General features: G+C 40.8%; 13 protein-coding genes. 2 read left to right on the top strand and 11 right to left on the bottom strand.

What is annotated here, in order from left to right:
• Positions 1-15: 15 nt before the first annotated feature.
• The 11 genes from nlpD to cysG form a co-directional block, all read right to left on the bottom strand.
• Positions 16-1,086, bottom strand: coding sequence for a murein hydrolase activator NlpD (nlpD, locus tag ACWPW6_RS04910; protein ID WP_163860787.1), 1,071 nt, complete (start codon positions 1,084-1,086; stop codon positions 16-18).
• Between the two features lie 354 nt (positions 1,087-1,440).
• The gene (locus ACWPW6_RS04905) at positions 1,441-2,067 is read right to left on the bottom strand and encodes a protein-L-isoaspartate(D-aspartate) O-methyltransferase (protein ID WP_154622362.1); all 627 of its coding nucleotides are present in this window, start codon (positions 2,065-2,067) and stop codon (positions 1,441-1,443) included.
• Entirely contained in the window at positions 2,064-2,825 is a 762-nt protein-coding gene (gene surE / locus ACWPW6_RS04900) for a 5'/3'-nucleotidase SurE (RefSeq protein WP_163860786.1), read from the bottom strand. The genes ACWPW6_RS04905 and surE overlap by 4 nt, the downstream gene beginning before the upstream one ends.
• On the bottom strand, positions 2,803-3,852 hold the full coding sequence (gene truD / locus ACWPW6_RS04895; protein WP_163860785.1) for a tRNA pseudouridine(13) synthase TruD: 1,050 nt from the start codon (positions 3,850-3,852) through the stop codon (positions 2,803-2,805). The genes surE and truD overlap by 23 nt, the downstream gene beginning before the upstream one ends.
• A complete protein-coding gene (gene ispF, locus ACWPW6_RS04890; protein ID WP_154622365.1) occupies positions 3,818-4,330 on the bottom strand; it encodes a 2-C-methyl-D-erythritol 2,4-cyclodiphosphate synthase in 513 nt (170 codons plus the stop codon). Before ispF ends, truD begins: the two co-directional genes overlap by 35 nt.
• Positions 4,331-4,342: 12 nt before the next feature.
• Positions 4,343-5,065 carry a 2-C-methyl-D-erythritol 4-phosphate cytidylyltransferase gene (gene ispD / locus ACWPW6_RS04885; protein WP_250000078.1) on the bottom strand — a complete coding sequence of 241 codons (723 nt, stop codon included), beginning with the start codon at positions 5,063-5,065 and terminating at the stop codon, positions 4,343-4,345.
• A 65-nt stretch (positions 5,066-5,130) separates the two neighbouring features.
• Positions 5,131-5,433 (bottom strand): cell division protein FtsB, encoded by a 303-nt coding sequence (gene ftsB, locus ACWPW6_RS04880; RefSeq protein ID WP_154622367.1) that lies wholly within the window; start codon positions 5,431-5,433, stop codon positions 5,131-5,133.
• Positions 5,434-5,833: 400 nt separating this feature from the next.
• Positions 5,834-6,439: an adenylyl-sulfate kinase gene (gene cysC / locus ACWPW6_RS04875; protein WP_163860784.1), complete on the bottom strand. Its 606-nt coding sequence runs from the start codon at positions 6,437-6,439 to the stop codon at positions 5,834-5,836.
• A 5-nt stretch (positions 6,440-6,444) separates the two neighbouring features.
• Complete coding sequence (cysN, locus tag ACWPW6_RS04870; protein WP_163860783.1) at positions 6,445-7,887, bottom strand: sulfate adenylyltransferase subunit CysN; 1,443 nt, start codon at positions 7,885-7,887, stop codon at positions 6,445-6,447.
• A gap of 13 nt (positions 7,888-7,900) precedes the next feature.
• Positions 7,901-8,809: a sulfate adenylyltransferase subunit CysD gene (gene cysD / locus ACWPW6_RS04865; protein ID WP_154622370.1), complete on the bottom strand. Its 909-nt coding sequence runs from the start codon at positions 8,807-8,809 to the stop codon at positions 7,901-7,903.
• A gap of 12 nt (positions 8,810-8,821) precedes the next feature.
• Positions 8,822-10,234, bottom strand: coding sequence for a siroheme synthase CysG (gene cysG, locus ACWPW6_RS04860; RefSeq protein WP_154622371.1), 1,413 nt, complete (start codon positions 10,232-10,234; stop codon positions 8,822-8,824).
• A gap of 300 nt (positions 10,235-10,534) precedes the next feature.
• On the opposite strand from cysG, the gene treR reads away from it, so the two are divergent.
• Positions 10,535-11,500, top strand: coding sequence for a trehalose operon repressor TreR (gene treR, locus ACWPW6_RS04855; RefSeq protein ID WP_154622372.1), 966 nt, complete (start codon positions 10,535-10,537; stop codon positions 11,498-11,500).
• 122 nt (positions 11,501-11,622) lie between these two features.
• Positions 11,623-13,044, top strand: a complete 1,422-nt coding sequence (gene treB, locus ACWPW6_RS04850) for a PTS trehalose transporter subunit IIBC (RefSeq protein ID WP_196714200.1) — start codon at positions 11,623-11,625, stop codon at positions 13,042-13,044.
• Positions 13,045-13,065 lie beyond the last annotated feature (21 nt).

Genomic DNA, 13,065 nt, shown 5'->3' with positions numbered 1-13,065 from the left:
TGCATTCTGCCCAGTTTATCGCTGCGGTAAGTAGCGCAGCGGGTTTACTGATTTTCCCTTGTAACGAATTTCAAAATGTAGCCTAACCGAGCTTGTACCGGTGCTACCCATAGTTGCAATTTTTTGCCCAGCAGCGACATCCTGCTGATCACGCACAAGTAACGTATCGTTATGCGCGTAAGCACTTAGGTAGTCATCGTTATGTTTTATTATTATAAGATTTCCATATCCACGTAGTGCATTTCCTGCGTATACCACTTTACCGGGAGCAGCAGCGAGTACAGGTTGGCCTCGTGAACCGGCAATATCAATGCCTTTATTTCCACCTTGCGCATCAGAGAAACCTTCTATCATTTTCCCTTCTGCTGGCCAGCGCCATTTTATCGATGAGCTATTTGTACTGCTTGCTGTCGTCGTAGAAGTTGTAGAAGCAGTCGAGGTTGTTGCTGTAGAAACTTGCGTTGCAGGCTTCTTATTATTAGGCAACATTTTACCCGTATTTTGACCGCTTCCATTTGCAGGATACGCATTAGTTGTTCGAAGATCAACCGGTTGCTGGTTACTATTTGATGAATTTGATGCTAATTGTCCGTTTGAGTTCACATTTCCATTACCAATATTGATCACCTGCCCAACATTTAGGCTATAAGGCTCTGGAATATTGTTTTTCGATGCTAACTCACGGAAATCATTGCCCGTTATATACGCTATGTAGAATAACGTATCGCCACGCTGTACCGTGTAAGTACTACCGCTATAACTGCCTTTTGAAATACTGCCATAGTCACGGTTATAGATAATACGGCCTTGTCCATCCATATTCACTGGGGCCGACGTGCGAACAGATGATGAAGAATTTGCAGACAAATTAGGCCGTGAAGAAGGCATCGCAATACTCGTCCCACCACTATTGCTTGATGGTGTTCTTTGAACTGTTTGTTGACTTGATTGATTTCCTTGACCTTCATTTACGCTAGTAATCGGCGCTGCTGTATGGTACGGAGTTGAACATCCAGCCAGTAATGCCCCGCCAAATGAAAAGATCACCGCCCATCGAATTCTGTTTATTGGGCTAACAATTTTCATGCATCTTCTCCCGTGAAGAAAAATCTGACATCACAACTAAATTTGCGTCAGTAAAACATTCGAGCCTATTATTCTCATCATACTTCAAGTTGCAGCATTGTTAACTAGGTTTATGCGCATAGGTCACCTCTTTTATAGGCCCTGCATCACCTAGCTACAGCTTGAATTATTTAGAACATTAAAACTCTTAAACGAAAAGTATTTGGCTTATTAAAACAGAAATATAAATTATTGAACAAGCCAAATATATCAAAAATATAACAATTTGAGATTATGACTTAATAGAAAATGCGACTTACTCAGTTTTAGAGCAGTCAAGGTCATATTTTGTCGAAGATCATCGCCACTAAATCGCTAAGCTAAGTCACCTGAAACTAAAGGAACAAAGCGCACTTTCTCTATGACATTTGCGTGATAATCATTTCCTCGACGAATAATCAACTTGAGGGCTTGGTCTTTATCCCCAACAGGTAAAACTAAACGCCCACCTTCTTTTAATTGCTGTAATAGCCGAGGAGGAATTTCACTGGGTGCTGCGGTGACGATAATCGCATCAAAAGGCCCTTTTGATTGCCATCCTTCCCAACCATCACCGTGACGAGTAGAGATATTATGCAGATCAAGTTGTTTAAAACGGCGTTTCGCCGTCCATTGTAAACTCTTCACCCTTTCGACTGAAAAAACATGGTCCGCTAAATGCGCTAAAACAGCCGTTTGATAGCCAGAACCTGTGCCTATTTCTAAAACATGATCTTGCGGTGTAACCGCAAGCAATGCGGTCATTTTAGCAACAATATAAGGCTGAGAAATAGTTTGCCCATAACCTATAGGTAATGGGATGTTATCATAGGCCTTATGTGAAAGCGCTTCATCCACAAAACGTTCACGCGGAACTCGTGATAAAGCGTCTAATAGGCGCTCATCGTGAATTCCCTGTTGGCGTAACTGTGCCAATAGTTCTTTCATGAGCCCTGTTTTCATTCTACTTTCACTCCTGATTTCTCTAGCCACTCTTCAATCAATGAATGTGCTTTATAAGCTGTTAAATCCACTTGTAAAGGCGTAATGGAGACATAACCTTGCGATACCGCCTCAAAATCGGTACCAGGCCCTGCATCGCGGATTTCCCCCACTGGCCCAAGCCAATACAGCATATTACCTTTAGGATCTTCGAGATTGTAAACCTCAGAGGCGGCATGACGACTGCCACAACGAGTGACTTTAATCCCTTTCACTTCATTGTAAGGAATATCAGGTACATTGATATTCAATATATTGCCTGCTCGCAATGGATTTTTTTGTAACAATGCCAATATGTCACAAGTCACTTTTGCGGCGGTTTCAAAATGCGTGTCACCATCAAGAGAAACTGCTATGGAAGGTAAACCTAAGTGTCGACCTTCCGTCGCTGCCGCAACGGTACCTGAGTAAATGACATCATCCCCAAGGTTAGGACCACAGTTAATGCCAGATACAACAATATCAGGCCTTGGTCTCACCACTTTGTTAACACCAATATAAACACAATCTGTCGGCGTACCTTCTTGTACTGAAAGGTCACCATTAGCCAGTGTTTGGATCCTTAAAGGTTTATCTAAAGTTAATGCGTTTGATGCACCACTACGATTACGATCAGGTGCAATCACTTGCACCTGATAATATTGGCGTAAAGCAGCTGCCAGTGTTTGGATACCAGGGGCTGTCACACCATCGTCGTTACTCAATAAAATTTTCAGCATCGGCACTATCCTGATTAATAAGTTCTCGCACCACGCTCGTTGCAAAACTTCCCGAATTAAGGAAAAAACACATTTTTAATGTCGTTTGATCAACCCATTGCCATTGAAGGTTTTGAGGTTTCATCATCATCGCCCTACGTGTTGAGGATACCCGTTCCGTTTTCATCAATGTTATCAAGGCGCGATAATTCTCTAAGCAACCCGTCTCAAAGGCTAGCGCATCTTCTTGCGTACCTAATTCACCATCACCGGGCAAAGGTGCCGTGATGCTAAGTTCAAATGTATCAACTCGGGGTTGTAATGAAGAAAATTCTTCTGTCGTTGCCACAAACCAACTGCCACGCCCTGTCAATTGAAGAGCATCACCTAATAACACTTGATTGACGGTCTGGTTCGCAATACGCTCACTCGTCACGTGGTTAAACATCGCACTGCGTGCAGCTGACAGATAAAAGCTTCGTTTGTTGCGCTCACGAACAGTAATTTCTTGATTTGCCCAGCGTAACGCTTGAGTTAAATTCTGTCCATCTCGACCAAAGCGTTGTTCACCAAAATAGTTAGGAACGCCTTGCTCTGCTATTTTCTGTAAACGCAATTCGACATCGTCAGGATCAGAAATCTCCCGAATGGTCAATTCAAATTGGTTTCCTTTCAAGGTGCCAATGCGCAATTTTCTTTTTTGTCTCGTTGTCGCAATCACTCGACAGCCATCAAGTTGCCACAAAGAAAAATCAGGTGTTTCTTTACCTGGCATCTGCAAACAGAACCATTGTTCCGTCATCGCATTGCGATCTTTTAAGCCAGCATAGCTTACTGCTCTTGCTGAAATTTTTGCGAACTTAGCGAGCTGCTCGGCAACAAATAGCGTGTTATAGCCAATCTTTTCAACACGAACCATAACATGCTCGCCTTCTCCATCAAGCTCAAAACCTAAGTTTTCCTTAACGATGAAGTCTTCAGGCTGACTTTTTAGTTTACCGAATGATAGCGGCTTACCATGCAGGTACTGTACATTCATGATTTTCACTACCATTATCTTTAACAAGTAATACTACCGCAGCACATGCAATACCTTCTTTACGACCAACAAAACCTAATTGTTCAGTTGTCGTCGCTTTAACATTAATGTCATCCATATGGCATTCTAGGTCTTCTGCAATATTGACACGCATTTGTGGAATATGTGGCAGCATTTTAGGGGCTTGTGCCATGATAGTGACATCAATATTACCGATACTGTAACCTTTTGCACGTACATGACGATAAGCTTCTTTTAGTAGCACACGGCTATCAGCACCTTTATAGGCCGGATCGGTATCTGGGAATAATTTACCAATATCCCCGAGTGCAGCAGCCCCTAAAATTGCATCCGTTACTGCATGTAATACAACATCACCGTCAGAGTGAGCTAATAAACCTTGTTCATATGGAATACGAACCCCACCAATAATGATGGGACCATCACCACCGAACTTATGTACATCGAACCCGTGCCCAACTCTCATGATTTATTCCTTTTATTTCATTTTAGAAAGATAAAATTCTGCCAGAGCAAGATCTTCTGGTCTGGTCACTTTTAAGTTATCTGAACGCCCTGAAACCAATACAGGTTGATAACCACAATATTCAAGGGCAGAGGCTTCATCTGTGATAACCGCATTTTCTTTCAAAGCTTTACTTAAACAATCCCGCAATAACAATAATGGAAAAAACTGTGGGGTTAATGCATGCCATAATGCTTCACGTTCAACTGTATGATCAATAAGAGCAGACGTTTTAAAACTCCGCTTCATTGTGTCTCTAACAGGCGCAGCAAGAATTCCGCCACAACACTCTTTTGTTGATAGCTGAATAATTTTATTTAAATCATCTTGATGCAAACAAGGACGTGCTGCGTCATGCACCAACACCCACTTATTTTGCATGCTTTCGTTTTTGGCTAAAAGGTTTAACCCCGCCATCACTGAGTCCGCGCGCTCTTTTCCACCCTTTACTGTGGTCACTCGCGGATCTTGTGCAATATCAAGCTTAGCAAAATAATCATCATCCGGGCTGAGTGCGACAACGATATGGGTGACGCTAGGGTTGAGTAACAATGCACTAATCGTGTGTTCAATGATTGTTTTCCCTGCGACTTGTAAATACTGTTTTGGGCAATCAGCATTCATACGGCTGCCAATACCTGCCGCGGGAATTATTGCAACAATTTGCGGGTTTTCCCCAATGATTGAGTTATTCATTATGTTGGATCTTACATCGAAATTAATGGCCAATCGCGATAATAATTCATGAGCAAATACGTTATTTATTGATTATTAGATGCTTTCTGATTATTACTTTCTTTGACCATTCTATAAAATGATTCGCCAGGTTTGATCATTCCGAGTTCTGTGCGAGCTCGTTCTTCAATCGCATCTTGACCATCGTTTAGGTCATTAATTTCAGCAAATAACTGCTCATTACGCACTTTTAAGCGAGAATTGATAATTTCTTGCGCTGCAACATCGTCTTTTACTCGCACATAATCATGGATACCATTTTTTCCTAACCATAGAGAATATTGCGTCCAAGCTAATACTGCGATTAATAGAAGCGTTAATTTGCCCATTCTGCCCCCTGAAATGATTTGCTAATCATCCCATAACTCAGCTCATGACGCTACTAAGAAGAAAGTAATGTCATAAAAGTCAGAGTAAATCACATATTATATGATTAAAATTCACTCAATTTAGTGTTGATCACGCTGTTTTTGTTCCGTTTCTCACTAGCAAATTATAGGGTACCTTGAATCATAAAAATCACTATTACCAATCCAAGTGAAATTTGCCAACAAAAATACGAGCGCCAATACAATATTGATTGTACTTTCGTGCAACATCTTAATAGAAAAAGGTTATTTTATCAGCGTGAAAGTAAAAAGAAGATACCATTAAATGTGATTTAACGGCGTCGTTGATGAAAAGATGCTACTCAAGGCCATTCAGCAACATCTTTTTGAGAATAACAGATTAGGTTTTAATAACTTGTTGAGTTTTCAGCAGGTGGAGAATTTGCGTTATTGAATCAGCGATGGGCTGCCGTCCATCAATGCGTAACTCCGGCTGTAATGGCTCCTGATACGGAGAGTCAATCCCTGTAAAATGCGTTATCTTCCCCTCTCTCGCTTGCTTATACAGCCCTTTTGGATCGCGTTGTTCACAGATGTCTACTGGTGTTGCTACGTGCAATTCAAAAAATTGATTTGCTTCAAACAATTCACGAACCCGTTGTCTGTCCTCTCGATAAGGAGATATAAACGCTGTCGCAACTATCAGTCCAGCATCAACCATCAGCTTAGCCACTTCGCCAATGCGTCGAATATTCTCTTGCCGATCTTCCTCGCTAAAACCAAGGTCGCGGCATAATCCATGGCGTACGTTATCACCATCAAGCAAGTAAGTCTTAATCTCCATCTCGGCTAATGTTTGTTCAATTGCACCAGCCAATGTTGACTTACCTGAGCCAGACAGCCCCGTAAACCATAGCACTGCCCCCTTATGGCCATTCGCTCGCTCTCTAAATTGACGCGTAATGGCATGTGGATGCCACACAATATGTTCATTAATCAAATCCATGATAGTTATTTTCCACCCAGCAAATCACGAGCTCCCCAGTGAGGGAAATGGCGCCTAATTAACTTGTTCAGCTCGATTTCAAATTCACTAAAGTGATCATCTTGCCCAATGAAATCTGCTTTAATTTCACGAACGAGCCCCGCGCCTGCTGTAACATTCGTTAACCTATCAATTAAGATCATGCCGCCGGTATCCGCATTATGTTGATAATTATCCAATAACAGGGGTTCATCAAACGAGAATTCAACAAGGCCAATACTATTTAGCGGTAACTCAGTCGCGACCTTTTGCGTCAAATTATTCACATCAACTTGATATTGAATATTTTCTACCTTCGCTCGACTTCTTTTGCCTGCAATTTTGATATCTAACTGCTGTCCCTGCACCAATGGTTGTTCTGACATCCAAACAACATCGATAAGCGCTTGACGCGTGCTTGTTAGCGTATCATCCTCGGCAACAATTAAATCTCCGCGACTAATATCAATATCATCTTCCAAGACCAACGTGATGGCTTCACCGGGTATTGCAAAATGTTGTGAACCCTCGAAAGTGACAATATCTTTGATTCGCGATAACTGCCCAGAAGGAAGTACTTTAACAGACTGCCCAATATGAATTATTCCTGAAGATAAGGTGCCGCTATAACCTCTAAAATCAAGGTTAGGCCTATTCACATATTGAACGGGAAAACGTAATGCTTGCTCTGAGGCTTTTTGCTGAACCTGAACATTCTCTAAAATTTGCAGTAACGTCTCACCTTGATACCAAGGTAGATTGTGACTTTTATTAACAATATTATCGCCATCAAGTGCCGAAATGGGCACAAACCATACATTAAGGTCGATAGGCAACTCAGTCGCAAAAGACTGATAATCTTGTTTAATTTTTTCGAATACGCTTTCGCTATAGTCCATCAAATCCATTTTATTGACGGCAACCACTAAATGGCGGATACCCAGCAATGTGCTGATAAAGCTATGACGCCGCGTTTGCTCTTGAACACCTTTTCGAGCATCGATCAACAAAATAGAAAGTGAGCATGTCGATGCGCCCGTTGCCATATTTCGGGTATATTGCTCATGCCCAGGCGTATCTGCAATAATAAATTTACGCTTTTGCGTGGAGAAATAGCGATATGCGACATCAATAGTGATGCCTTGCTCACGTTCAGCTGCAAGACCATCCACCAGCAACGCAAGATCTAACTTTTCCCCCTGTGTTCCTATACGTTTACTGTCATTTTGCAGAACAGAAAGTTGATCTTCATAAATTTGCCGTGTGTCATGAAGTAAGCGACCAATGAGCGTACTTTTACCATCATCCACATTCCCGCAAGTCAGGAAACGTAATAGCCCTTTCTCCTGTTGCGCTAACAAATAAGCTTCCACACCACCTTGTTGCTTGATTTGCTCCGCAATTGTTTCATTGTATGCGACATCTGCCATAACGTTTCCCCCCTTAAAAATACCCTTGGCGCTTTTTTTGCTCCATTGATGCTGACTGATCGCTATCAATTAATCGGCCTTGACGCTCACTGGTTGTCGATATCAGCATTTCCTCGATAATCTCAGGTAATGTTTCTGCCTGTGATTCAACGGCTCCAGTTAATGGCCAACATCCTAAAGTGCGAAAACGGACTTTACGTTTAGCAATGACTTCGCCCGCTTGTAAGTCAATACGGTCGTCATCGACCATTAATAATGTGCCATCACGCTCCAACACAGGGCGTTCTTTCGCAAAATAAAGGGGAACGATGTCGATATTTTCCAAATAGATATATTGCCAAATATCCAGTTCAGTCCAGTTTGATAAAGGAAAGACACGTATACTTTCACCTTTATTTATTTGTCCATTGTAGTTATGCCATAACTCAGGGCGTTGGTTTTTGGGATCCCAGCGATGAGAGCGGTCTCTAAAAGAATAGATTCTTTCTTTTGCTCGTGACTTTTCTTCATCACGTCTTGCACCGCCAAATGCCGCATCAAAACCATATTTATCGAGCGCTTGCTTCAATCCTTCTGTTTTCATGATATCAGTATGCTTTGCACTACCATGTATGAATGGATTGATCCCCAGTTTAGCCCCTTCTGGATTACGATAAACTAAAAGCTCAAACCCATAATTTTTCGCTGTTTTATCGCGAAACTCATACATTTCACGGAACTTCCACCCAGTATCAACATGTAACAGCGGAAATGGCAATTTACTCGGATAAAACGCTTTTCGCGCTAGATGAAGCATGACGGATGAATCTTTGCCTATTGAATAAAGCATTACCGGGTTTGCAAACTCAGCCGCGACTTCACGTAAAATATGAATGCTTTCGGCTTCCAGTTGCTGCAAATGAGTCAATCGTTTTTCATTCATGATGGCCTCCTTTTAAGCCAATTCCAGCACGGCGGAACGCCATCTGTTTTCCACGCCATGATGACCAAACCAAGCTAATTGTTGATGCAATGCAACAACCTCGCCAATCACCAATAAAGCAGGGGAAGGTGCTTGCTGAGCAAGTGTCTCTAATTCATGTAACTGCCCGCTAAGCACCTGCTGATTATTGCGTGTTCCGCAACCAATGACCGCAACAGGTGTGTTTGGAGAACGTCCAAACTCAATCAGTTGTTTACTGATATATTCAGCTTTTACCGTTCCCATATAGATAGCTAATGTTTGATGTCCGCTAGCCAGCGCTGGCCAGTCAAGGTCGTTACCATTATTTTTGCAATGACCCGTGATAAACGTGACGCTTTGAGCATGTTCTCTATGTGTAAGCGGGATCCCCGCATAGGCGGTTGCACCAATCGCGGCTGTAATACCAGGAACCACTTGGAAAGGAATTTGAGCTTCTGCCGCAACCTGAAGCTCTTCACCACCTCGCCCGAAAATAAACGGATCCCCCCCCTTTAATCGAACAACTTTTTTTCCTTGTTTAGCCAATTTGACGATTAATGCATTCGTTTCTTCTTGTGAAACCGAGTGATGATGAGCTCGCTTTCCGACACAGATTTTGTCTGCATCTCGTCGCACTAAATCAAGTACTTCCTCACTGACTAAGTTGTCATATAAAACAACGTCCGCGTTTTGTACAACTTGCAAGCCTTTTAACGTCAACAAGCCCGCATCACCAGGCCCAGCGCCTACTAGGATAAGTTCGCCGCTATTATCCCTTTCAGATAATTGCTTCTCTAATTGCTGTTCGGCTTCAAGGAGTTGACCTTTTTCAACTAACGAGGCAAAACGACCATTAAAGCTTTTTTCCCAAAAGCGTTTTCGTTCGCGCATGCTCGTTATCGATGATTTGACTTTTTCTCGCCACCGCCCTGCTATTTTTGCCATATGCCCTAACGAATTCGGCAACATGGCTTCAAGTTTTTCACGCAATAAGCGAGCAAGAACCGGCGCTGTTCCCCCAGATGAGATGGCGATAACGACAGGGTCTCTGTCAATAATTGACGGAACAATGAAAGAACATAATGGTTTCTCATCCACAACATTAACTAAAATTTGTTGTGACTCCGCATCATGAAAAACTTTCTCATTCAATGCAGGTTGGTCTGTTGCAGCGATCACTAGATAAGCCTTTTCGATATGAGAAAAATGATACTCTTCCTTAACCCAGATAAATTTTTTTTGCTCATAAAGACGTTGTAAAACCGGACTTAATGTAGGAGATATGACCATAAGCGCTGCATCGACTTTCAGTAACAGCTCTGCTTTACGTGCCGCAACATCACCACCGCCAACTAGCACAACTTTACGGGATCGCAGATCCACAAATAACGGTAAATATTCCATCTTACTCTTCCGGTGTTATATCACTTTTTTATGACAACGATTTAAATTGACTATATGGCGTGCAAGTTGGGTTATGAAATGCCAAAAATTCATTAGATGTAACGCAAAGGAATAAGTCATTACTGAGTCAATGGCAGAGACCAAATACGTCAGTGAATACGGAGAAGGGTGATAACGGATGTTGATCGCTTCTTTTATACAAATATCTTGAAAAAAATGAGTTAGACTAAGATCATCAATAGAACAAAAATATAAATTATTTAGCCTTTATAAGTATTCAGCCAATTAAGACGAAACATCATGATAAATACTGATAAAAAAAAATTAACCATCAATGATATAGCAAAATTGTGCGGTGTAGGTAAATCAACGGTTTCACGTGTCATTAATCAAGATCCAATGGTTAATGAAGAAACTCGACAAAAAGTTAATCAAATAATCAAAAAATATCAATTTACGCCATCAAAATCGGCTCGTGCGATGCGAGGATACTCAAATCGTTCTTTTGGCATCATCATGACTCGTCTAGATTCTTATGCAGAAAACCAAGCTGTCAGCTCCATGCTACCTATTTTCTATGAAAATAATATCGACCCGATTATTTTAGAAACCCAGTTTAAGCAAGAGAAAATAGAAGAACATTTGAAAATGCTTGCTCGTCAAAAAGTTGACGGTATTGTGCTCTTCGCTTTTTCAGGTATAGATACCAATAAATTGGTCGAGTGGAAGCAAAAAATGGTGGTCATTGCACGACCATTAGAAGGGTTTGTTTCAATCTGTCACGACGATGACAATGCAGTTAAAAACTTAATGCATTATTTTCATGGACAAAAAAAACATGACAAAATCAGTTATGTTGGGATCAATATTCATGATGAAACAACGGGCTTACTTCGTTATCAATCCTACTTACAATATTGCGAACAGCATCATTTAACCCCTCATGCACGTCTAGGTGAGCTAAATTATCAAAGTGGTTACCTGCTCGCTAAAGAAATAGTCACGACATCCCCACAAGCTATCTTATGCGCAACAGATTCTTTAGCATTTGGCGTTCAAAAATATTTGTCTGAACAAAAAATGACGCATATTGATGTTGCCTGTATTGGTCGCAACGACTTACTGACATTTTTATTTCCTCAAACTAAGTTTTACCGTTTAGGTTTTAGAGAAAGTGGGAAAGAAGCAGCTAATATATTGATCAAAATGCAAAAAGAAACAATTCCCCCTCAAAAAATCATTATTTCTAGCGACAGCTTAAATTAATAATTTTCAATAATTAATGATTATGACATGTGATCATCGTCTAGTTATGGGAACGCTCCCGGTTGAATAAGTCAAATAACGATATATATTAAAAAAAACGAAACCATCACGAGAAAATGAATATGTCTAGTGCCAAAGATTTAAAAGCCATTGAAGAGCTTATTGTGCTGATTGGCGGTAAAAATAATATCATTAGTGTTTCTCACTGCTTAACAAGGTTACGCTTTGTCCTTAATGATCCCAATCTTGCTGATATAGATAAAATAAAACAAATTCCTTTTGTTAAAGGCTGTTTTAATAATGCAGGTCAATTTCAAGTTATTATTGGTATAGAAGTTGAAAGCTACTATAAAACACTTTCTAATTGTTTAGAGTTAAAAACAAAAAGCAAAGATGAGGTCAAATCTGACGCCAAAAAAAACATGAGCTTTTGGCAAAGGCTGATAGCTAATTTGGCCGAAATATTTGTTCCTTTATTACCAATTTTAATTTGTGGGGGCTTACTTTTAGGTTTACGCAATGTCATCGGTGAAATGCCGATATCAGAAAATAAACCATTAACCTATTTTTATCCTTGGCTACAACCTATCTATGAATTTCTATGGTTACCTTGTGAAGCGATATTCCATTTTTTACCCGTGAGTATTTGTTGGTCTAGCACTAAAAAAATGGGGGGTACCCCAGCTCTCGGTTTAGTACTTGGTATTACATTAGTGTCACCTCAGCTGATGAATGCCTATAATTTAGGTTCCCAAGTGCCTGATATTTGGAACTTTGGATTATTTACCATTGCGAAAGTAGGCTATCAAGCTCAAGTCATTCCTTCTATTTTGGCTGGATTATTTTTAGGTTGGTTTGAAACCCGCTTACGCCGTTATATCCCCGATTATTTAAAATTGGTTATTGTTCCAATCGTTACCCTAATTGTTTCTGTTTTTGTTGCCCATGTTATTTTAGGCCCAATAGGCAGAGGGATCGGTAATGGTATCGCTGAAATAATCAAATTATTAATGTTAGGTGACTTCGCCCCTATTGGCTCTGCTATCTTTGGTTTCTTCTATTCGCCAATGGTGATTACCGGATTACATCACACAACCTTAGCCATTGATCTACAAATGACTCAGAGCTATGGCGGTACACCTATTTGGCCAATTATTGCGCTCTCTAATATTGCCCAAGCATCTGCGGTTGTTGGTATTATCATTGTCAGTCGTAAAGTCAATGAACATGAAATTACTATTCCTGCGGCTATCTCGGCTTATTTAGGTGTCACTGAACCCGCCATGTATGGGGTTAACTTAAAATATGGATTTCCAATGCTATGCGCAATGATTGGATCCGCGCTTGCGGGGTTGATTTGCGGTTTAAATCATGTGTTATCAAATGGTATTGGCGTTGGTGGTTTACCTGGCATTTTATCGATACAGCCTACTTATTGGTTAGTTTATCTATTTGCCATGATTGTTTCTATTATCGTTCCGATTGGGTTAACGGTTATTGCCTATCGCTATAAAGAAAGAAAAGGCACGCTACAAGCTAATTAATGTATCATTAAATTTAAGGTT

It is taken from the genome of Providencia sp. Marseille-Q8014 (genome assembly GCF_965112055.1).
Note: the sequence above shows the minus strand (reverse complement) of the source record. Positions and strands in the feature narration are given on the sequence as shown.

Bases quoted from the DNA above. Each gene is read 5' to 3' on its own strand.
- nlpD (WP_163860787.1), bottom strand. From the start codon at position 1,086: ATGAAAATTGTTAGCCCAATAAACAGAATTCGATGGGCGGTGATCTTT.
- ACWPW6_RS04905 (WP_154622362.1), bottom strand. From the start codon at position 2,067: ATGAAAACAGGGCTCATGAAAGAACTATTGGCACAGTTACGCCAACAG.
- surE (WP_163860786.1), bottom strand. From the start codon at position 2,825: ATGCTGAAAATTTTATTGAGTAACGACGATGGTGTGACAGCCCCTGGT.
- ispF (WP_154622365.1), bottom strand. From the start codon at position 4,330: ATGAGAGTTGGGCACGGGTTCGATGTACATAAGTTCGGTGGTGATGGT.
- ispD (WP_250000078.1), bottom strand. From the start codon at position 5,065: ATGAATAACTCAATCATTGGGGAAAACCCGCAAATTGTTGCAATAATT.
- ftsB (WP_154622367.1), bottom strand. From the start codon at position 5,433: ATGGGCAAATTAACGCTTCTATTAATCGCAGTATTAGCTTGGACGCAA.
- cysC (WP_163860784.1), bottom strand. From the start codon at position 6,439: ATGGATTTGATTAATGAACATATTGTGTGGCATCCACATGCCATTACG.
- cysN (WP_163860783.1), bottom strand. From the start codon at position 7,887: ATGGCAGATGTCGCATACAATGAAACAATTGCGGAGCAAATCAAGCAA.
- cysD (WP_154622370.1), bottom strand. From the start codon at position 8,809: ATGAATGAAAAACGATTGACTCATTTGCAGCAACTGGAAGCCGAAAGC.
- cysG (WP_154622371.1), bottom strand. From the start codon at position 10,234: ATGGAATATTTACCGTTATTTGTGGATCTGCGATCCCGTAAAGTTGTG.
- treR (WP_154622372.1), top strand. From the start codon at position 10,535: ATGATAAATACTGATAAAAAAAAATTAACCATCAATGATATAGCAAAA.
- treB (WP_196714200.1), top strand. From the start codon at position 11,623: ATGTCTAGTGCCAAAGATTTAAAAGCCATTGAAGAGCTTATTGTGCTG.